The sequence below is a fragment of the Burkholderia sp. WP9 genome, assembly GCF_900104795.1.
In the GTDB taxonomy this organism is placed as follows: domain Bacteria; phylum Pseudomonadota; class Gammaproteobacteria; order Burkholderiales; family Burkholderiaceae; genus Paraburkholderia.
This window is the reverse complement of sequence record NZ_FNTG01000001.1, coordinates 201,294-220,948: the sequence shown is the minus strand read 5'-3', so window position 1 is coordinate 220,948 and position 19,655 is coordinate 201,294. Positions and strand designations below refer to the sequence as shown.

General features: G+C 65.4%; 17 protein-coding genes. 4 read left to right on the top strand and 13 right to left on the bottom strand.

Annotated elements, in window-relative coordinates:
• The first annotated feature begins 2 nt into the window (after positions 1–2).
• Entirely contained in the window at positions 3–929 is a 927-nt protein-coding gene (gene iolE / locus BLW71_RS01005; RefSeq protein WP_091792647.1) for a myo-inosose-2 dehydratase, read from the top strand.
• Positions 926–1,726 carry a 5-deoxy-glucuronate isomerase gene (gene iolB, locus BLW71_RS01000; protein WP_091792646.1) on the top strand — a complete coding sequence of 267 codons (801 nt, stop codon included), beginning with the start codon at positions 926–928 and terminating at the stop codon, positions 1,724–1,726. Before iolE ends, iolB begins: the two co-directional genes overlap by 4 nt.
• Positions 1,727–1,805: 79 nt before the next feature.
• On the opposite strand, the gene BLW71_RS00995 is transcribed toward iolB, so the two are convergent.
• The 11 genes from BLW71_RS00995 to BLW71_RS00950 all read right to left on the bottom strand — a co-directional run bounded on the left by BLW71_RS00995 (position 1,806) and on the right by BLW71_RS00950 (position 13,339).
• Complete coding sequence (locus BLW71_RS00995; protein ID WP_091792645.1) at positions 1,806–4,226, bottom strand: hypothetical protein; 2,421 nt, start codon at positions 4,224–4,226, stop codon at positions 1,806–1,808.
• Positions 4,227–4,420: 194 nt separating this feature from the next.
• The gene (locus tag BLW71_RS40660; RefSeq protein WP_143048271.1) at positions 4,421–4,618 is read right to left on the bottom strand and encodes a hypothetical protein; all 198 of its coding nucleotides are present in this window, start codon (positions 4,616–4,618) and stop codon (positions 4,421–4,423) included.
• Positions 4,615–5,328, bottom strand: coding sequence for an ABC transporter ATP-binding protein (locus BLW71_RS00990; protein ID WP_091792644.1), 714 nt, complete (start codon positions 5,326–5,328; stop codon positions 4,615–4,617). Before BLW71_RS00990 ends, BLW71_RS40660 begins: the two co-directional genes overlap by 4 nt.
• Positions 5,325–6,077, bottom strand: coding sequence for an ABC transporter ATP-binding protein (locus tag BLW71_RS00985; protein WP_091792643.1), 753 nt, complete (start codon positions 6,075–6,077; stop codon positions 5,325–5,327). The genes BLW71_RS00990 and BLW71_RS00985 overlap by 4 nt, the downstream gene beginning before the upstream one ends.
• Positions 6,074–7,384, bottom strand: a complete 1,311-nt coding sequence (locus BLW71_RS00980) for a branched-chain amino acid ABC transporter permease (RefSeq protein WP_091800205.1) — start codon at positions 7,382–7,384, stop codon at positions 6,074–6,076. The genes BLW71_RS00985 and BLW71_RS00980 overlap by 4 nt, the downstream gene beginning before the upstream one ends.
• A complete protein-coding gene (locus BLW71_RS00975) occupies positions 7,377–8,315 on the bottom strand; it encodes a branched-chain amino acid ABC transporter permease (RefSeq protein WP_091792642.1) in 939 nt (312 codons plus the stop codon). Before BLW71_RS00975 ends, BLW71_RS00980 begins: the two co-directional genes overlap by 8 nt.
• A 4-nt stretch (positions 8,316–8,319) precedes the next feature.
• Positions 8,320–8,769, bottom strand: coding sequence for an acyl-CoA thioesterase (locus tag BLW71_RS00970; protein ID WP_091792641.1), 450 nt, complete (start codon positions 8,767–8,769; stop codon positions 8,320–8,322).
• 54 nt (positions 8,770–8,823) lie between these two features.
• Positions 8,824–9,972 (bottom strand): 4-hydroxybutyrate dehydrogenase, encoded by a 1,149-nt coding sequence (gene gbd, locus BLW71_RS00965; protein ID WP_091792640.1) that lies wholly within the window; start codon positions 9,970–9,972, stop codon positions 8,824–8,826.
• A 48-nt stretch (positions 9,973–10,020) separates the two neighbouring features.
• Positions 10,021–10,551: an NUDIX domain-containing protein gene (locus tag BLW71_RS00960; protein WP_091792639.1), complete on the bottom strand. Its 531-nt coding sequence runs from the start codon at positions 10,549–10,551 to the stop codon at positions 10,021–10,023.
• Positions 10,552–10,617: 66 nt separating this feature from the next.
• Positions 10,618–11,649, bottom strand: coding sequence for a threonine aldolase family protein (locus tag BLW71_RS00955; protein WP_091792638.1), 1,032 nt, complete (start codon positions 11,647–11,649; stop codon positions 10,618–10,620).
• A gap of 121 nt (positions 11,650–11,770) precedes the next feature.
• On the bottom strand, positions 11,771–13,339 hold the full coding sequence (locus BLW71_RS00950; RefSeq protein ID WP_091800202.1) for a YbfB/YjiJ family MFS transporter: 1,569 nt from the start codon (positions 13,337–13,339) through the stop codon (positions 11,771–11,773).
• Positions 13,340–13,455: 116 nt separating this feature from the next.
• Here BLW71_RS00950 and BLW71_RS00945 point away from each other — a divergent pair, with 116 nt between their 5' ends.
• On the top strand, positions 13,456–14,373 hold the full coding sequence (locus BLW71_RS00945) for a LysR family transcriptional regulator (protein WP_091792637.1): 918 nt from the start codon (positions 13,456–13,458) through the stop codon (positions 14,371–14,373).
• A 395-nt stretch (positions 14,374–14,768) separates the two neighbouring features.
• On the opposite strand, the gene alaS is transcribed toward BLW71_RS00945, so the two are convergent.
• Positions 14,769–17,393, bottom strand: a complete 2,625-nt coding sequence (gene alaS / locus BLW71_RS00935) for an alanine--tRNA ligase (protein WP_091792636.1) — start codon at positions 17,391–17,393, stop codon at positions 14,769–14,771.
• 341 nt (positions 17,394–17,734) lie between these two features.
• On the opposite strand from alaS, the gene BLW71_RS00930 reads away from it, so the two are divergent.
• Positions 17,735–18,955 carry a CaiB/BaiF CoA transferase family protein gene (locus BLW71_RS00930; RefSeq protein WP_091792635.1) on the top strand — a complete coding sequence of 407 codons (1,221 nt, stop codon included), beginning with the start codon at positions 17,735–17,737 and terminating at the stop codon, positions 18,953–18,955.
• A gap of 88 nt (positions 18,956–19,043) precedes the next feature.
• Here BLW71_RS00930 and BLW71_RS00925 read toward each other — a convergent pair whose 3' ends face one another.
• Positions 19,044–19,613, bottom strand: coding sequence for an RBBP9/YdeN family alpha/beta hydrolase (locus BLW71_RS00925; RefSeq protein WP_091792634.1), 570 nt, complete (start codon positions 19,611–19,613; stop codon positions 19,044–19,046).
• Positions 19,614–19,655 lie beyond the last annotated feature (42 nt).

Here is a 19,655-nt window from a genome sequence, read left to right as displayed (position 1 = left end):
GCATGACTGCTTTCGACGTACGTATCGGCATCAATCCGCTCTCGTGGATGAACGACGATCTGCCTTCGCTCGGCGGCGAGACGCCGCTCGAGGTGGCGCTGACGGAGGGCCGCCAGATCGGCTATCAAGGCTTCGAACTGGGCAACAAGTTTCCGCGCGAGCCGCAGGCGCTGAAGACGCTGCTCGCGCAATACGATCTCGCGCTGGTCTCGGGCTGGTATTCCGGACGTCTCGCTCGGCAAAGCGTAGCGGAGGAAATCGCCGCCGTCGGCCCGCATCTGGAGTTGCTCGCGCAAAACGGCGCGACCGCGATGGTGTACGGCGAGGTCGCCGATTCGATTCAGGGCGCGCCGCAGCCGCTTTATCAACGGCCGCGTTTTTTCAGCGACGCACAATGGGCCGCTTATGCGGAGCGTGTCGACGAATTCGCGCGCTATACGCTAAGCCGCGGCGTGCGGCTCGCGTACCATCATCACATGGGCGCTTATGTCGAGACGCCTGCCGATGTCGATCAGCTGATGGCGCGCACCAGTGACGCCGTCGGCCTGCTGTTCGACGCGGGACATATCACGTTTGCCGGCGGCGATCCCATTGCCGTGCTCGACAAACATATCGCGCGGGTCTGCCACGTGCATTGCAAGGACGTGCGCCCCGCCGTGATGAAACTCGCGCGCAATCGCAACTGGAGTTTTCTGGACGCGGTGATCGCCGGCGCCTTCACGGTGCCGGGCGACGGCGCGGTGGATTTCCCGGCGATCATCGAGCGATTGAAGCGGCACGGTTATCGCGGCTGGCTGGTGGTCGAAGCCGAACAGGACCCGGTCGTGGCGCCTTCGTTCGAGTATGCGCAAAAGGGCTACAAGACGTTGCGCGCGTTGGTCGACGCACCGCTCGACGCCGCAAACAGGACAGAGCAGGAGGCAGCATGAGTCTGTTGGTGAAGGCGCAGCGCGAAGGCCAAACGATCGCGCGAGTGACACCGGAGTCGGCCTGCTGGCGATATGTGGGGTTTGCCGCTTACCGCCTCGGCACGAACGAAGTGGTGCACGTGCACGAGTCAACGCGCGAAGTGTGCATTGTCGTGCTCACCGGCACAGTGGACATCGAAACCGCGGAGACGACCTGGCGTTCCATCGGCTCGCGTGACAGCGTGTTCGAGGACGCCGCGCCTTATGCGGTGTATCTGCCGCCGAACGTGCGGGCGACGGTTCGCGCTTGCCGCGATGCCGAGATCGGCGTGGCGAGCGCGCCTGCCGAAGGCAAGTATCCCGCGAGGTTGATCGAGCCCGCTTCGATGAAGCGCTCGACACGCGGCAAAGGCCTGAATACGCGATACGTCTGCGATATTCTTCCGCAGACCGAGCCCGCCGAATCACTGTTGGTGGTGGAAGTCAGAACGCCTGGCGGACACGCTTCGAGCTACCCGCCGCATAAGCACGATACCGACAACGTGCCGCACGAGAGTTCGCTCGAAGAGACTTACTATCACCGGCTCGATCCGCCGCAAGGGTTTGCGTTCCAGCGCGTCTACACCGACATGCGCGATATCGACGAGTCGATGGCGGTGGAGGATCACGACGTCGTCATGGTGCCGCGCGGCTATCACCCCGTGGTCGTGCCGTATGGCTATGACTCGTATTATCTGAACGTCATGGCAGGCGGCAAGCGGACCTGGCATTTCCGCAATGACCCGGCGCACGAGTGGATCATCAATAAGGACGCTTGAACTTGCGGCCTGCGCGGCGTCATCGAGACGGCAACGCGCAGGCTTCAACCAATTTCAAACGGCCTCCAGTTGAGCCACGCTACTTCCTGACGGCCAGATCGACATCCAGGCCGCCATCCTCGCCCATCCTCACGGTTCCCTTCGACACGTCCTTGCGATAAGCGTACAGATCGAACTTCATGACGCTGGGGTTCGAGCTGTCCTTGATGAACGTGCGCGTATTCGTCACCAGCGAATTGAACATCTTCACGTCGCCGGACTCGATCCAGACGAAGCTCTTGCCCGCGCCCGCAGGCGGCCTTGCCGCCGCGACGTTGCTATCGCGCTTGAACTTCAGCACGAGGCCTTCATCCGTAACCGTCGCGCTCGCGAGACGCCCTTGCAGGACCGGCGGCGGAAACACCGTGTACTGATCGAACACCAGCTCGTTACCCTTGAGCGCCACACCCTTGCGCGTGAACGGCGTGAGTGAGGCGAGCGGAATATCCAGCGCGCGCAGCAAGCCGGCCTGCGGCACGCCCAGCACCTTCACCGAAGTTGGCTCGTACACCAGGTGCCGCTCGTCTTTGGCGACGATCGTGCCGCTCATCGTGGTCGGCAGCCAGACTCCAGGAAAGTGATTCCACAACTTGATGCCACCTGTCACTTCGAGTTTGCCGTCCACGGGTTTCAACTGCAGGTCGTTGAGCGAACGCGGCTCGTAGTCGAGCAGATAGTCGTTGAAGAGCGCCGCCATGGCGGGCCACGGCTCCACGACCTCGCCGCCGATAATGCGGATATCGTACTGATCGGGATCGTCCAGATCGACCGGTTGTCCCGGCTTTTTCGGCACCATCTGCGCGTCCAGCGAACGCACATGAAAACCGATGCGCCCCGCCACGTAGAAGTCGACGTTCTCGACGTGAATCAGCGGCGCGGGGCCCGGCGAATGGCGCTCATCGCTGAACGCCGAACCCGGCGTCGCCATGCGCTGCCCGGAAAACGCCGCGCGTGTGCCGACCGGAATCGCGCGCGCCACCGCGGCGGTTTGCACGGTCTGCGGCACGCGTTGCCACACGAGCCGCGCCTGCGCGAGCGCTGCCTGCTGGGCGCGAATGAAGCTGTCGTTATAACGCGCGCTCGCGCTGCCGGTTTGCGTCGGCGAGTCCTTGTCTTTGTCCGCGCTGGCTAGCGTCGTATACGACGGCAGATGCACGTCCAGCGCGCCCGCTTCGTCGAAGGTGAAAAAACCGGCCGCCATCTGCTCGCGATAGTGATACAGATCCAGCACGAACGGTGCTTTGTTGTCGATCGGCGTGAGCGCCATGTCGATGTTCATCGGCATCGAGCGCATGAATTTGACGTCGCCGCCCTGCACCAGCATGCCGCGCGCGGGCATCGTCGCGGGCCAGACGATGTTGGGCACGCTCCGGTCGTCGAGCGTGAAGCGCACGCCCGCCGCGCTCGTCTCGATCTGCGTGATCGTCATGCGCAACGCGGGCGGTGGCGTCAGTTTGGCCACCTGCATCACGACGTCGTCACCGTCGAGACGCGCGATCGGCGTGTCCACTTTCAGCAGGTCGGCCATCTTCACGTGGGCGGCCTGCATCAGCTTGTCGGCGCCGACGCCGGCCACTTCGACATGATCGGCGTGAAACACGAGTTCCTCGGTGTTGCGCATCGACAGTGATCCGCTCAACACGATCGGCACCCATGTCTCGCGATGCATCTCGCCGGTAATGCGCAAGTTGCCGCCGTCCTGCGGAACGACGCGCATATTGCGCAGCGGCGAGCCCTGATACTGGAACAGGTAGCGATTGAAGATCGCGGTGAGCTTGGCGCTGTCCAGCGTGACATGGCCGCGGTGGACGTTGATTGTGACGCTGGTGGGATCGTCGAATACGATCGGCTGGCCGGCGCGCGCCGGGCTTAGCGTCGCCGCCATGTCGTGGATCATGAAGCCGATGTCGCCCGTCACGCGAAAGTCCACGTCGCGCGCGAACATCAGCGAACCGTCGATGCCGGAATCGCGCAGCGTCAGCGGGCGGCTGCGCCTTTCGGTCAGGCCGCTCGCCGATGGCATGCGCGCCGCGATGCTTTGTTCCGCGAGTAGCTGTTTGGCTTTGGCCAGTTCGAGTGTGGGACGACGTGTAGAAGCGCCAGGTTGAGTGGCGAGCGCGGGATCCGTGGCGGCGGCGTTGGAATTGGCGTTGGCGTTGGCGTTGGCGTTGGAATTGGCGTTGGCGTTGGAATTGCCGTTGCCGCTTCCACGGCTGTCATTCGTGCTGACGTTGTTGCTCGCCACATCAACTGCCTTGTTCGCGGGATTTGCCGGTGCGGATGCCGCGTCGCCCATCGTCGAACTGGCATCGGCGCAGGCGGACATCAGCAACGCCGCCGTCAACAGCGCGGCGCCTGCGCTGATCGGCGAGCGCCAGGCGCGCTTCGGGCTTGCCTCGTGCGAAGCCGGCATCGGCGCATGATTCGCCGACACCTTATCCAACGCGCGTCCGTATCTCATGATGTCTCCTCCTGGAGCCGCGACGCGTCTTCGCGCGCCGGGCACGGCATGGTGAGTCGCGCATACGCAGGCTTTAAACAGCAAGCCGCCGTCGCGCGTCTTTTACCCGATTGTCTTTATTTGTCAGCGCGCTGCCGACAAGATTTCTGGAGGACGCTCACCAAACGATCAAGCGTTTGAATCGGCGTGACGCGTCATCGGAAAGCCGCATGCGCGCGGCCTGAGCGGCGCACTGGCAAATGAGATTCAAACGGCATGTCCGGCGCGATTGCCGCGCCGCGCACGCAATGCGCTCGCCAACCGACGCGCGAGGCATTCAGCAGCACAGCAAAACGATCATCCTTCACCATGCGGCGCTGCAATAAAACACGGCGAGTCAGCGCCTCGATCAACCAACGCCGAGCCATTCCCGCATCACGTCAGTCCTTTGCACGAACGACGCGAGCGCATCGTCGAACACCACTTCGCCATGCCCCATCACCGCGACGCGGCTTGCGATGTTCTGTGCGATCACGAGCCGCTGTTCGATCAGCAGCATCGCCACACCGCGATCGCGCAGCGCCCGCAAACATCCGGCGACCTGCTCCATCACGAGACGCGCGAGACCCTCGCCCGGTTCGTCGATCACGAGCAGATCGGGATCGCCGAGCAGTGCCCGCGCGAGCGTCAGCATCTGCTGCTCGCCGCCCGACAGCGCCCCCGCGCGCGTGCGCTTGCGCTCGCGCAGCACGGGAAAAAGCGCATAGGCGTCGTCGAAAGTGAAGCGCGGCGCGCGGCCGCGCTCGCGTGGCGCAACGCCGAGTTGAAGATTCTCGTGCACGCTTAGCGTCGGAAAGACGTCGCGATGTTCGGGCACATAACCCAGCCCGAGACGCGCGATTTCGAAGGTGCGCAGACCGCCGAGCGAGCGGCCCGCAAAACGCAGTTCGCCTTCGCTGCGCACGAGGCCCATGATCGCGCGCGCGAGTGTCGACCGGCCCGAGCCGTTGCGGCCGACCAGCGCCAGCACTTCGCCCGCCTCGATGCGCAGCGTCACGCCGTGCAACGCCTGGCTCGCGCCGTACCACGCACTGAGTCCGCGAATGTCGAGCAAGGCGCTCATGTCCCGAACCCTTCGCCGAGATACGCGGCACGTACCGCCGCATCCGCGCGGATCGCCGCCGGTGTGCCGCTTGCGATAATGCGCCCTTGCACGAGGACAGAAATGCGATCGGCGATCGCGAACACTGCGTCCATGTCGTGCTCGACCATCAGCAGCGTGCGGCCCGCCGTGGTCTCGCGAATCAGTTCGATGGCATGCGCCGCCTCCGCGCGATTCATGCCCGCCGTCGGTTCGTCGAGCAGCAAGGTATGCGCGCCGCCCGCGAGCGCGATGCCGAGATCGAGCGCGCGTTGCTCGGCATAGCTGAGCGTACCCGCCTGAGCGTGGCGGCGCGCACTCAGGCCAACCGCGTCGAGCACCTGTGCCGCGCGCGCGTCGACCGTGCGCGATCCGCTGAAACGCTGCCACCAGCGCGTGCGGTCGCGCTCCGCCAGCAGCGCCGCGCAGCGCAGGTTGTCGAACACGCTGAGCCGCGTGAACACGCTGGTGTTCTGGAAGCTGCGCGCAAGTCCGCGGCGCGTGATCGCGGCCGGCGCAAGGCGCGTAATCTCGGCGCCGAACAGATCGATGCGCCCGGCGTTCGGCCGCGCGCCGCCGGCGATCAGATTGAAGAGTGTCGACTTACCCGCGCCATTCGGACCAATCAACGCGTGGCGTTCGCCGGGCTGAACCGCGAGATCGACGCCGCGCAGAATCTGCGTAGCGCCGAAACGTTTTTCGATCCCGTAGAGCGCGAGCGCCGGGATCATCGCGCGTCTCCGTCGGTGTGCGTGGCGCTCGAAAGCGTGGCTGCGAGGCGCGCCTGCGCGCGAATCGCGTAATGCGCCGCGACTCCGCCGAGCGCGGCCAGCATGATGAGCGCGGCGCCGAGCGTGAGCGGCGACGCGCCCAGCCAGACCAGCGCGCCCGTGCCGCCGGCGCCACCGGTGCCGCTAAAGACCCCGCCGTCGTCCAATCCGAATTGCACGGCGTACGCCCATTGCACCGCGAGCACGACGGCCGCCGCCCACAGCAGTGCGGCCGCCGTGCCCCACAGGTAAGCTGCGCGGCATCGCTGCCAGCCGTGCGTGGCTACACGCGCGGCATGCCGCTGCACGAAACCCGCGAGTCCGTCGGGCGAAATCACCACCACCACGATGAAGAAGAGTCCCAGATAGAACAGCCATGCGCGCGTGACGCTCGCCACCGCGACACTGAAAAACGTCAGAACGACCGCGCCCGCGACCGGACCGAAAAACACCGCCGTGCCGCCGATCACCGTGGCGATCAACACTGCGCCCGAGCGCATCATGCCGACGCTTTCCGTCGACACCAGTTCCACGTTGATCAGCGCCAAGGTTCCCGAGATACCCGCGAAAAACGCCGACACCACCACCACGCCGTAACGGATGCGGCGCGGATAACAGCCGATCGCCGCCGCCCGCACCGGGTTGTCGCGCACCGCATTGGCAACGCGCATGAAGGGCGTGCGCGAGAGCGCGAACATCGCCCCGCTCGCGAGCAGACACCACACGACGATCAGCGCATACGCCTCGCGCGCCGGACCGAAGCTCCAGCTTCCCCACGGCGCTCCGCTCGCGCGATCGATCGCCACGCCCGCCTCGCCGCCGAACCAGTCGGGCAGCGTCCATGCGGTGGCTGCCACGAGTTCGCCGAGACCGAGCGTGATCATCGCGAAGGCCGTGCCGGCACGCCGCGTCGAGACGAAACCGAACAACGCACCGCACAGCGCGCCGCCGATGCCGCCGACCAACGGCAACAGCACGAGCGGCACGCCGATCCGGTTGAACACCTGCGCGGCGAGGAGTGCGCCAAGGCCGGAATAAGCGGCATGACCGAATGACAGCAGTCCCGTCTCGCCGAGCAGCAGATTGTAGGAAAGCGCGAACACGATCATCGTCGCGGTCTGCGCGAGATAGGCGAGCAGCCAGCTTTGCGGCCAGACAAAAGGCGGCACGGTGAGGAACAGGATAAGCACGAGCCACGGCGCGAGCACGCGCCACACCGCACGCGGCGCGGTCGCGGACAGCGCGGACGATGCGCCTGGGTCACGCACGGTCGTCACGCCGCCCGAAGAGGCCGCGCGGGCGCAGCGCCAGCATCGCGACCAGCAGCAGATACGGAATCAGCGGCGCGAGTTGCGCGAGCGTCAGCGCGTCCCATTGCGCCGGCAGCGATGCGTCGAATAGCGACAGCACGTCGCCCAGCGACACATTGCTCGCCACGGCCAGCGTCTGCACGCAGCCCACCAGCAGCGACGCCGCCAGCGCCCCGCTCAGCGAGCCCAGTCCGCCGATCACGACCACCACGAACACGATCGAGCCAAGCGACTCCGCCATGCCCGGTTCGATCACGAAGAGCGGCGCGCCGATCACGCCGGCCAACGCGGCGAGCGCCGTGCCGGCCGCGAACACGCCGGTGAACACGCGCGGCACGTTGTGGCCGAGCGCTTCGACGGCGCTCGCGTGCGTGAGCGCGGCGCGCACGATCAGCCCCGCCTTCGACACGCGCAACACCGCGTAGAGCACGCCCAGCATGGCGAGCGATACCGCCATCATGAACGCCCGATAGCGCGCGAACGCCGCGCCGTAGACCGTGAAGAGCGGCCCGTCGAGCACGGCCGGCACCGTCGCGGAAAGCGGGCTCAAGCCCCAGCCGAGCTTGACCAGTTCGCCGAGCAGATACGCGGCGCCGAACGTCAGCAGCAATTCCGCGAGATGTCCATGCACGCGCACGCGCCGCAACAGCCAACGCTCAAGGCCCGCGCCGATCAGCCCGACGACCAGCGGCGCGATCACCAGCGCGCCCCAGAATCCCGCGCGCGCCGCCACCGAAAAACCGACGTACGCGCCCAGCATGTAAAAGCCCGCGTGCGCGAAATTCAGCACGCCGAGCATGCTGAAAATCAGCGTCAAGCCTGCCGACAGCATGAACAGCAACAGGCCGTAACTGACACCGTTGAGCAGATTGATGACGAACGACTGCACGCGCCTATTCCGCCTGCCCAGCGACGCACAGCGGTTCGAGCGCCGCGCGCAATTCGGCGGGCAAGCTCACCGGACGCCGTGTGACGCGATCCACATACACATGCACGAAGTGTCCTTGCGCGGCGGGTTGATCTTCGCCCTCCTTGAAAAGCCCCACTTCGTAGCGCACGCTCGACGTACCGAGCCGCACCACCCGCAGGCCCGCTTCGATCCGCTCGGGAAACACCAGCGGCGCGAAGTAATTGCAGTGCGTCTCGACCACCAGCCCGATCGTCGCGCCATGCTCGAAATCGAGCACGCCGGTGCGGATCAGATACTCGTTCACCACCGTGTCGAAGTAGCTGTAGTAGACGACGTTGTTGACATGGCCATAGACGTCGTTGTCCATCCAGCGCGTGGTGATCGGCAGGAAATGCCGGTAGGCGATGCGCGCGGCGGGTACGGGTTTGTTCATGCTGGCGTGAGTATCTTTAGCGTTGTCGTGCGCGGTGCGCGGCGATTGTTTTTTTCAGAGCGATTCGCTCAGCATGCGGCGGTAGTCGTCGGCCGTCGCTTCGCGCGGATTCGTGCGGTGACAGTGGTCGGCGAGCGCACCCTGAATCACCTTGTCGAACATGCTTTCGTCGACGCCCATTTGCCCGAGGCCGGTCGGTAAACCGAGCCGCGCGGTCATGTCGAACAGCGCCTGGGCGAGATCGGCATTCTCCGGCAAATTCATCACGCGGCGCATTCTTGCATAGCGGCGCTCGGCCACCACGCTGTCCGCCGTCTCGTTGAAACGCAGCACGGCGGGCAGCACAACCGCGTTCAGCGTGCCGTGATGCAGCGACGTGCGCCCGTTCACCGTCAGGCCGCCCAGCGGATGCGACAACGAGTGCACGCAGCCCAGCCCTTTCTGGAAGGCCATGGCGCCTTGCATCGAAGCGCTCATCATGTTCAGGCGCGCGTCGCGATCGCTGCCGTCCGCCGTCGCGCGTTCGATGTTGGCCCAGGCGCGCTCCAAGCCGTCCAGCGCGATGCCGTCCGCGGGAGGATTGAAGGCCGGCGCGAGAAAAGTTTCGATGCAGTGCGCAACCGCGTCCATGCCGGTGGCCGCCGTCAACCCCGGCGGCAGGCCGAGCGTGAGCGCCGGATCGCACAACGCCGACTTGGGCAGCAGATGCCACGAATGAAAGCCGAGCTTGCGGCCATCGTTCAGGATCACGATTGCACCGCGCGCGACTTCGCTGCCCGTGCCCGCCGTGGTGGGAACCGCGATCAGCGGCGCGACCGCGGCCGTGATCTTCGGGCTGCCGCCTTCAATGGTCGCGTATTGCGTCAGCGCGCCTGGATGCGTGGCGGCGATCGCTACGCCCTTGGCCAGATCGATGGACGATCCTCCGCCCACCGCGATCAGGCCGTCGCAGCCTTCGTCACGGTACATCTGAGCGGCCGCGAGCACCATCGCCTCGGTCGGGTTCGACGGCGTGTCGTCGAAGACCGGGACGTCGCCGAACTTCAGCGCGTCGAGCGCGCGCTGCGCGAGGCCGGCTGCGACCACGCCCTTGTCCGTGATGATCAGCGGCCGCTTGATGCCGACGCGTCCGCATTCCGACGGCAACTGCGACAGCGCGTCGTAGCCGAGATGGATATGGGTCAGATAGAAAATATAGGCCATGCCGTGCTCCTCCCTGAGCGCGAGCTCGTTTACCTGCTGCCTGGTCTGTTACTGCCCGGGCCTTTCGACAAACTCGAACGGCAAGCCGCGCCGCCGCATCCACTCGCCGAGCGCCTGGCCGGTGCCCGCGCGCCACGGCCGCAACCTGGCCGGCTCGACCAGCCGGTATTCGAGCAATTCCGGCGAGAGCGCAACCGTGCCGTATGCCTTCACGTGGTACGCGATGATCAGCTCGTTCTTGCGGATGAATTCATACACGCCGATCAGCTCGACCGTCTCCGCGTGCAACGAAGTTTCCTCGAGGACTTCCCGGGCAATCCCCTCTTCCGGCGTCTCGCCGTTTTCGAGGAAGCCCGTAATCAGCGCGAATACGCCTTCCTGCCACGCGGCATTGCGCGCCAGCAGAATCTTGCCTTCGTATTCGACGATCGCCGCCACCACGGGCAGCGGGTTGTTCCAATGGACGTAGCCGCACTCGGTATCGGGACAGGTCTGGCGGATGCGCCCGCCTTCATGCGCTTCATCGGCGCGCTCGATCAGCGGCGTGGAACAGCGTGGGCAGAATCGGTATTCGGTCATGGCGTGAGAGAGACGTCCCGTTTGTTTTGTGTGATTGTGTCTGACTTCTGGGGAATGGCGTTCGGGTCACGCCGCGCACAACTCCCGCACCTCGGCGGCGAACCGTTCGACCGTTTCCGGCTGCGTATCCCACGCGCACATCAGCCGGCAACCGCCCGCGCCGATGAACTCGTAGAACTTCCAGCCGCGCGCGCGCATGGCCTTGGCGGCTTGCGTGGGCAACTGCGCAAAGACCGCGTTCGATTCTCTGGGGAACATGATGCTCACGCCCGGAATTTCCTGCAACCGCGTTTGCAGCAGTTGCGCCATCGCATTCGCGTGACGCGCGTTGCGCAACCAGACGTCGTTATCGAGCAGACCCAGCCACGGCGCGGAAATAAAGCGCATCTTCGAAGCCAGTTGGCCCGCCTGTTTCAGGCGGTAGGCGAAATCGTCGGCGAGCGCGCGGTCGAAGAACACCACTGCTTCACCGACCGGCAAGCCGTTCTTGGTGCCGCCGAAACACAGCACGTCCACGCCCGCGCGCCACGTGATCTCCGATGGATGCACGTCCAGCGCGGCGACCGCGTTGGCGAAACGCGCGCCGTCCATATGCACTTTCAGATGACGCCGTTTGGCGATCGCCGCGATCGCCCGCACTTCCTCGACGCTGTAGACCGTGCCGACTTCCGTCGATTGAGTCAGCGTGACGACTTTCGGTTTCGGGTAGTGGATGTCGGCACGGCGTGTGACCACCGCTTCGATCGCGTCCGGCGTGAGTTTGCCGCCGACGCCCGGCGCCGTCAGCAGTTTCGAGCCGCCCGAGAAGAACTCCGGTCCGCCGCATTCGTCGGTTTCGATATGCGCGAGTTCGTGGCAGATCACCGAATGGTACGACTGGCATAGCGACGCGAGCGCCAGCGAATTGGCGGCCGTGCCGTTGAATACGAAGAACACTTCGCAGTCGGTCTGGAACAGCTCACGCAGACGGTCGCATACCTGGTTGGTCCAGGAGTCGTCGCCGTAGGCCGGCTCGTGGCCGCTGTTGTTGGCGGCGATCAGCGCTTCGAGCGCTTCGGGGCAGATGCCGGCGTAGTTGTCGGACGCGAAATGTTGCATGGCTGGCGGCGCGCCCGGCGACAGGCGCGCTGAGATGACGGGAAAGCGGTCATTTTAGTGCGCCCTTCGGTTATTTGTTTTCCGGTTGCGGGCCGGCGGGGGCGGTCGCGTCGATACGCGCTCAGTTGCAGCCGCAATCGGGCATGCGGCCACGGCCACGAGTCATGCGCGCGACGACGATCAGCCCGGCCGCGCCCACCAGCAACGCGGTCGCCGCCAGCCACAGCGCCGGCGAAAACGACCCGCTCTGTGCGGCAATCGGCGCCGCGACCAGCGGGCCGACGATCTGACCGACACCATAGGCCGCCGTCGCATAACCCATCAGCGCGGCAGCGTCGTCGCCACGCAGACGCCTCGCCTCGCGCATCGCGAACAGGGTGATCGCGGTAAACGGCAAGCCGATCAGGATGCTGCCGAATGAGAAGCCGCCTGCTGTCGGCCAGACGATACCGAGCGCGATGCCGCACGCCTGCAGCACGTAACAGCCGGCCAGCAGCTTGCGATTGTCCCAATGCACCGGCAAACGCGCGGCCAGCAGTGCGCCGACGATCAGCGCCGCGCCGAACATCGGCCAGAACAGGTCGGGCCAGGACGAACCGGGCAACGCGTGACGCGCGATCACCGGCAGGAAAGTCGCGGTGATGATGTAGCCGAAGCCGGGGATGCCGTAGAGGAGGATGAGCCAGAAGGCGTCGGCGGGGCGGGTGGTGGTGTGGGCGGTGTGGGTCTTAGTGGCGGGGGTCGGAGTGGCGGGAGTCGTAGTGGCGGAGGCGGTAGCGGCGTGGGCTGCGGGGGCGCGATCTGTGGCGGCGCTGCCAGTGGTGGCGCTTGTAGTGCCCGTGCTTGTCGAGCCCGCGCCTGTCGTGCCCGCGCTTGTCGTGCCCGCGCTTGTCGTGCCCGCGTTCGTCGTGCCCGCGCTTGTCGTGCCCGCGCCTGTCGCGCCCGCGCTCGTCGCGCCCGCGCCTGTCGTGCCCGCGCCTGTCGTGCCCGCGCTTGTCGCGCCCACGCTCGTCGTGCCCGAGCCTGCCGCGGCGGCATAGGCAGGCGCGGCACCGCCGCCCGCCACTCGAACACCCCGCTCATTCCCGCGAGCGGTGAAAACCGGCCAAACCACAATCGCCAGAACTGCGGCGACAAGCCCAAAACCGAGCCACCCCGTCGAGGGCCCGTACCCATCCGCCACCGTGACCAGCAGACCCGTTCCGACGATACCCACACCCGGCCCCGTATAGATCACCCCGCCCCACTCCGGCGCACCGAGTTCGGCAAGCCGCCGCAAGCCCCACTGCGACGCGAAAACGAACGTCATCGCACTGACCGCGCCGGCGACGAAGCGTACCGCCGCCCATACCCAGAACTGACTCGTCACGCCCATCGCCAGCGTCAGCAGCACCGTCGCGGCAAGCCCCGCGCGCACCATGCGCGCCGGCTCGATCCGCAGCGCGGCGCAACTGACCGCGCCGACGAAATAGCCCGCGTAATTGAACGACGCAAGCCACCCACCATGCTGAATGTCGATCTGCGGCTGGCCAAATGCGCCGCCGTGCAGCATCAGAGGCAAGAGCGGCGTGAACGCAAATCGGCCGATGCCGAGCGCAACGGCCAGTGTGACCATGCAGGCAAGCGCGGCGCGGCGGGCGGCGTGGTGCCCGGCTAGGCTGCCGCGCGCAATGGAGGCGAATTCGTTCATGAGCGGGCGGTGATAGATGCCGTTAGCAGGATCGGAATGGCTGAATTCATGATAGCTTGACCTTTCGATCACGAAAAATGAATAATTCGGATATCACCAATCGCCAGGAGAGAATCATGGATCTGGCCGCCCTGACCATTTTTCGCGCCGTCGTGCGGGAAAACGGCGTGACGCGCGCCGCTGCCAAGCTCAACCGCGTGCAATCGAACGTCACCACGCGCATCAAGCAGCTTGAAGAGCAACTGGGCACCGACCTGTTTATCCGCGACGGCCGCCGTCTCGTGCTGACGCCGGCCGGCGAGACGCTGCTGCCATATGCCGAACGACTGCTCGCGCTCGCCGACGAGGCGCGTCACGCGGTGCGCGAGGATCGTCCGAGCGGGCGCCTGCGTTTGGGCACGATGGAAAGCGTCGCGGCAACGCGTCTTCCCGCGTTGCTCGCGCATTACCACCAGCGGTGGCCCGCAGTTGCACTGGAACTGGAAACCGGCACGACCGGCAAGCTGATCGAGCGGGTGCGCGAATTCGAAGTGGATGCGGCGTTGGTGGCAACGCCGTTGGACCCCGCCGCGCTCGGCGAATTATTCGAGTCGGTGCCTGTGTTCAGGGAGGAGCTGGTGATGCTGACGCCCCGCGGGCATCGGCCGATCCACGACGTACGGGACATTGCGCTGTCAACGCTGATCGCGTTCGAGCGCGGTTGCGCTTACCGGGCCTACATCGAGAAGTGGTATCTGGAACACGGCGTGAGGCCCGCGCGCGTGCTGGAGTTGGGCTCCTACCACGCGATCGTGGCTTGCGTGGCCGCCGGCGCGGGAGTGGCGGTCGCGCCACGATCGGTGCTGGATTTGCAGGCTGACGCCAGCAATATCGCGGTGCATGAGCTACCGGATATCGGCGAGATCGAGACATTGCTCGTGTGGCGGCGCGGGCATTTTTCGTCCGCACTGAACGCGCTCAAGCAGGCAATGGTGACTCGGGAAAGTGTCGCGAATTTGCCTGAGCCAGCAACTGCGGCGGAAGGTGCTTCCTGATCTTGCCGCTGTGGCTGTGGCTGTGGCTGAGGTTGCGGTTGCGGTTGCGGTTGCGGTTGCGGTTGCGGTTGCGGTTGCGGTTGCGGTTGCGGTTGCGGTTGCGGTTGCGGTTGCGGTTGCGGTTGCGGTTGCGGTTGCGGTTGCGGTTGCGGTTGCGGTTGCGGTTGCGGTTGCGGTTGCGGTTGCGGTTGCGGTTGCGGTTGCGGTTGCGGTTGCGGTTGCGATTATGCCTGCGCGGCGCGGCATGAGATCAATTGTGCGAAGGTGAACTACGAGGGAATCCTCGCGAGGCGGGGCGCCACGCCAATGAACAAACTGGCGTGACAGACCTAAAAAACTCAGGCCACACGGCACGCCCAAACTGCGGCGCGCGGTGTGGCCCAATCATGCTCGAATCAGAGCTGGCCTTCGACCCAGCCCTTGACGCCGGCCAGTGCCGCCGGCAGATTCGCCGGCTCGGTGCCGCCCGCCTGGGCCATGTCCGGACGGCCACCACCCTTGCCGCCGACTTGCTGCGCGACGAAGTTCACCAGTTCGCCTGCCTTGACCTTCTTGCTGGCGTCCGCCGTGACACCGGCGATCAGGCTCACCTTGCCGCCTTCGACCGATGCCAGCACGATCGCCGCGCTCTTCAGCTTGTCCTTCAGCTTGTCGACGGTTTCGCGCAGCGTCTTCACGTCCGCGCCTTCGAGCGTAGCCGCCAGCACGTGCACGCCGCCGACTTCGATCGCCTGACCGGCCAGTTCGTCGCCCTGGCTCGACGCCATTTTCGACTTCAGCGCGCTCAGTTCCTTTTCCAGCGACTTCACCTGGTCCTGCACCTGGACGATACGCTGCGTCAATTCCGACGGTTGCGCCTTCAGCACGGCAGCGGCCGCATTGATGCGCGCGTCGAGATCCTGCACGAAGCGCACGGCGTTGTCGCCCGTAATCGCTTCCACGCGACGGATGCCCGCCGCCACGCCGCCTTCCATCACGATCTTGAAGAGGCCGATGTCGCCGGTGCGATGCACGTGCGTACCGCCGCACAATTCACGCGAAAAACCCAGGTCGAGCACGCGCACTTCGTCGCCGTACTTTTCGCCGAACAGCGCCATCGCACCGCCCTTCACGGCTTCGTCGAACGGCATGACCTGCACGATGCCCGGCGCGTTCGCCAGCACTTCGGCATTGACGATTTCCTCGACGCGGCGGATCTGCTCGTCTGTCATCGGCGCGTTGTGCGCGAAGTCGAAACGGGTCTTGTCCGCGTCGACGAGCGAGCCCTTCTGTTGCACGTGCGTGCCGAGCACTTCGCGCAACGCCTTGTGCATCAAGTGCGTGGCCGAGTGGTTGCGAGCCGTGCGGGCGCGGCGCACCGCGTCGATTTCCGCCTTGACGACGTCGCCCACCTTCAGCGTGCCCTGCTCGAGCGTGCCGTGATGACCGACCACGTCGGCCTGCACCTTCAGCGTATCGCTCACCGCGAAGCGCACGCTCGCATTGGCCAGCACGCCCTGGTCGCCGACCTGGCCGCCCGATTCCGCGTAGAACGGCGTGTGGTCCAGCACGACCACCGCCTGCTGGCCGTGGTTCACTTCCTGCACCGAAGCGCCGTCCACGTACAGCGCGATCACCTTCGCGTCGTCGAAGACGATTTCTTCGTAGCCGTGGAACGTGGTCTTCGCGCCCGAGTATTCGAGGCCTTGCGCCATCTTGAACTTGCCGGCCGCGCGAGCCTGTTCGCGCTGACGCGCCATGGCTTCGTCGAACGCGGCTTCGTCGACCGTGACTTCGCGCTCGCGGCACACGTCTGCCGTCAGATCCAGCGGGAAACCATACGTGTCGTGCAGCTTGAATGCGAGTTCGCCGTCGAGCGTCTTACCGCCCTTGGCGTCCAGATCGGCCAACGCGCTCTCGAGAATCGACATGCCGTGTTCGATGGTTTCAAAGAAGCGCTCTTCTTCCTGACGCAGCACGTCGGTCACGCGTTGCTCGGCTTCCTTCAATTCCGGATATGCACCGCCCATTTGCGCGACGAGGTCCGCCACCATGCGGTGGAAGAACGAGCCCTTCTTGCCCAGCTTGTAGCCGTGACGGATCGCGCGGCGCACGATCCGGCGCAGCACGTAGCCGCGGCCTTCGTTGCCCGGAATCACACCGTCGACGATCAGGAACGAGCACGCGCGAATGTGATCGGCAATCACCTTCAGCGAGTTGTTGGTCAGGTCGCTCACGCCGGTTTCGCGGCCCGCAGCCTTGATGAGCGCCTGGAACAGGTCGATCTCATAGTTGCTGTGCACGTGCTGCAGAACGGCGGCGATACGCTCCAGGCCCATGCCGGTGTCGACGCACTGCTTGGGCAGCGGCGTCATGTTGCCTTGCGCGTCGCGATTGAACTGCATGAACACGAGATTCCAGATCTCGATGTAGCGGTCGCCGTCTTCTTCAGGAGACCCCGGGGGGCCGCCCCACACGTCCGGGCCGTGATCGTAGAAAATTTCCGAGCACGGGCCGCACGGGCCGGTGTCGGCCATCTGCCAGAAGTTGTCCGACGCGTAGCGCGCACCCTTGTTGTCGCCGATACGGATGATGCGCTCGACCGGCACGCCCACTTCTTTCGCCCAGATGTCGTGCGCTTCGTCGTCTTCGTGATAGACGGTGACCCACAGCTTGTCTTTCGGCAGCTGGTACACACCTGTCAGCAGTTCCCACGCGTAGTGGATCGCGTCGCGCTTGAAGTAGTCGCCGAACGAGAAGTTGCCCAGCATTTCGAAGAACGTGTGGTGACGCGCGGTATAGCCGACGTTTTCCAGATCGTTGTGCTTGCCGCCGGCGCGCACGCTACGCTGCGCGGTCGTGGCGCGGGAATACGGACGCGACTCCGCGCCGAGGAACACATCTTTGAACTGCACCATTCCCGAATTGGTGAAGAGCAGTGTCGGATCGTTGCCGGGCACAAGGCTCGACGAGCGAACGATCGTATGGCCCTTCGATTCGAAGAACTTGAGGAATTTCTCGCGGATTTCGGCGGCTTTCATAGCGTGCGGGGGACGGGTTTGCCAGTTCCCTGGCTGTTACCGGCGGCATCGTGGGATGCGCCAACTGTTTGTTTCTTAAACGACTGATTATACGGGATCGGCGCCCGTGCGCGGCAGCGCGCCCTGCAGGGTCGGCCGTTCGGCCAGGTTTGAGCGGGCAGCGTGGGACATTATGGGGCGCGCCGTTAGTCTTATGACGTTCGGCCGACTCCGCCCGCGTGCCGGAATCGCTTAAGATTGCCTCCATTCGCGGCGCCTTGCGCGCCGCCTCGCGATTCGCAACTACGTGCATGAAACCAGGGCGCGCTGCGCGCTGGCCGACACAGGAGACATCTACGAATATGGGCGCTCTCAGTCATATCCGCGTGCTGGATCTCACACGCGTGCTCGCCGGACCCTGGTGCGCGCAGACTCTTGCCGATTTCGGCGCCGACGTGATCAAGATCGAACGCCCCGAAGTCGGCGACGACACCCGCCATTGGGGGCCGCCGTACCTCAAGACACCTGACGGCGAAGACACCCGCGAAGCCGCGTATTACCTCGCGGCGAACCGCAACAAGCGCTCGGTCACCGTCGACATCGCTTCGCCCGAAGGCCAGCGGATCATCCGCGAGCTGGCCGCGCAGAGCGACGTGGTGCTTGAGAACTACAAGGTCGGCCAGTTGAAGAAATACGGTCTGGACTACGCATCGCTCAAGGAAGTGAAGCCCGACCTCATCTATTGCTCGGTGACAGGCTTCGGGCAGACCGGGCCGTATGCGCAGCGCGCCGGCTACGACTTTATCGTGCAAGGCATTGGCGGCTTCATGAGCATTACCGGCGAACGCGACGGCCAGCCGGGCGGCGGCCCGCAGAAGGCCGGCGTCGCGATCGCCGACCTCATGACCGGCATGTACTCGACCATTGCCGTGCTCACCGCCCTCACCCACCGCGACCGGACGGGCGAAGGCCAGTACATCGACATGGCGCTGCTCGACGTGCAGGTGGCGATGCTCGCCAATATGAATTCGAACTACCTGGCAAGCGGCCAGCCGCCGGTGCGCTGGGGCAATGCGCATCCCAACATCGTGCCGTACCAGACGTTCCAGACGAGCGACGGCTGGATCATCGTCGCGGTCGGCAACGACGGGCAGTTCCGCAAGTTCGTCGAAGTGGGCGGCCGTCCGGAACTGGCCGACGACGAGCGATTCGCGACCAACCCGGCGCGGGTGCGCAATCGCGACATCCTCGTGCCGATTCTCGCGGAGATGGTCCGGCTCCAGGGCAAGCAGCAATGGATCAGCGCGCTCGAAGCCGCAGGCGTGCCGTGTGGGCCGATCAACGATCTCGGTGAAGTCTTCGAGAACGAACAGGTGGTAGCGCGCGGGATGCAGGTGGATCTGCCGCATCCGTCGGGCGGCACGGTCAAGCTGGTGCGCAATCCGATCAATATGACCGGCACGCCGCCCGAAGCGCTTGCGCATCCGCCTACGCTCGGGGAACACACGGAGAGCATTTTGCGTGACGTGCTCGGCTATGACGAAGCGAGGATCGCGGCGTTGCGGGGGCAGTCGGTGATTTGAATCCGACGGGGTCGCGTTGGTCGCGCGTTGATCGCGTTGATCGCGTTGATCACGGTGGCACGTTGATCGCGTTCAGCGCGAGCGTTACTCAGCGACGGTTTGACGTACCGAACGACTCCAGCCACTCGCGCCCTTCGTCCCAATCACCAAGCCCGCTGTCCGCGTTGATATGCCCGCGCGCACCGATGTCGATCCAACGGCTGCCCCAACCGTTCGCACAGGCCTGTGAAAACGGCACGCCGCCATAGGGATCGTCGCGGCTCGCCACGACAATGGACGGAAACGGCAGGCGCGTGAGCGGCACGGGTGCGAATCCGCTCGCGTCCTGCGGGAAATGCGCTTCGGCGGGATCGGGCGGAGCGACCAGCAATGCGCCCGCCACCTTCGCAAGCTGCGCGGCGCCCGCGTACTGCGAGGCCCAGAAGGCGACCGTCAGGCAGCCGAGGCTATGCGCGGCGAACACCACCGGTGCGTCAGCGGCGGCTACGGCGGCATCGAGCGTGCGGCACCAGGCGTCGCGTTCGGGGTGGTCCCAGTCCGGCATCCGCATCCGTACGAATGCCGGATTCAGCGCTTCCCAACGTGTCTGCCAGTGGCCGGCGCCGGAGCCTTGATAGCCGGGCAGCACGAGTGTGCTCAGTTGTTTTTGTCCGCTCATCGCGTTCCCCGTTGGTCGTTACCTGCAGTTAGTCGTGACTTG

Excerpts from the sequence above, each read along its gene's own strand:
- gbd (WP_091792640.1), bottom strand. The coding sequence starts at position 9,972 with ATGGCCTATATTTTCTATCTGACCCATATCCATCTCGGCTACGACGCG.
- BLW71_RS00990 (WP_091792644.1), bottom strand. The coding sequence starts at position 5,328 with ATGAGCGCCTTGCTCGACATTCGCGGACTCAGTGCGTGGTACGGCGCG.
- iolE (WP_091792647.1), top strand. The coding sequence starts at position 3 with ATGACTGCTTTCGACGTACGTATCGGCATCAATCCGCTCTCGTGGATG.
- BLW71_RS00950 (WP_091800202.1), bottom strand. The coding sequence starts at position 13,339 with ATGAACGAATTCGCCTCCATTGCGCGCGGCAGCCTAGCCGGGCACCAC.
- BLW71_RS00925 (WP_091792634.1), bottom strand. The coding sequence starts at position 19,613 with ATGAGCGGACAAAAACAACTGAGCACACTCGTGCTGCCCGGCTATCAA.
- BLW71_RS00960 (WP_091792639.1), bottom strand. The coding sequence starts at position 10,551 with ATGACCGAATACCGATTCTGCCCACGCTGTTCCACGCCGCTGATCGAG.
- alaS (WP_091792636.1), bottom strand. The coding sequence starts at position 17,393 with ATGAAAGCCGCCGAAATCCGCGAGAAATTCCTCAAGTTCTTCGAATCG.
- BLW71_RS00930 (WP_091792635.1), top strand. The coding sequence starts at position 17,735 with ATGGGCGCTCTCAGTCATATCCGCGTGCTGGATCTCACACGCGTGCTC.
- iolB (WP_091792646.1), top strand. The coding sequence starts at position 926 with ATGAGTCTGTTGGTGAAGGCGCAGCGCGAAGGCCAAACGATCGCGCGA.
- BLW71_RS00945 (WP_091792637.1), top strand. The coding sequence starts at position 13,456 with ATGGATCTGGCCGCCCTGACCATTTTTCGCGCCGTCGTGCGGGAAAAC.
- BLW71_RS00985 (WP_091792643.1), bottom strand. The coding sequence starts at position 6,077 with ATGATCCCGGCGCTCGCGCTCTACGGGATCGAAAAACGTTTCGGCGCT.
- BLW71_RS00955 (WP_091792638.1), bottom strand. The coding sequence starts at position 11,649 with ATGCAACATTTCGCGTCCGACAACTACGCCGGCATCTGCCCCGAAGCG.
- BLW71_RS00995 (WP_091792645.1), bottom strand. The coding sequence starts at position 4,226 with ATGAGATACGGACGCGCGTTGGATAAGGTGTCGGCGAATCATGCGCCG.
- BLW71_RS00970 (WP_091792641.1), bottom strand. The coding sequence starts at position 8,769 with ATGAACAAACCCGTACCCGCCGCGCGCATCGCCTACCGGCATTTCCTG.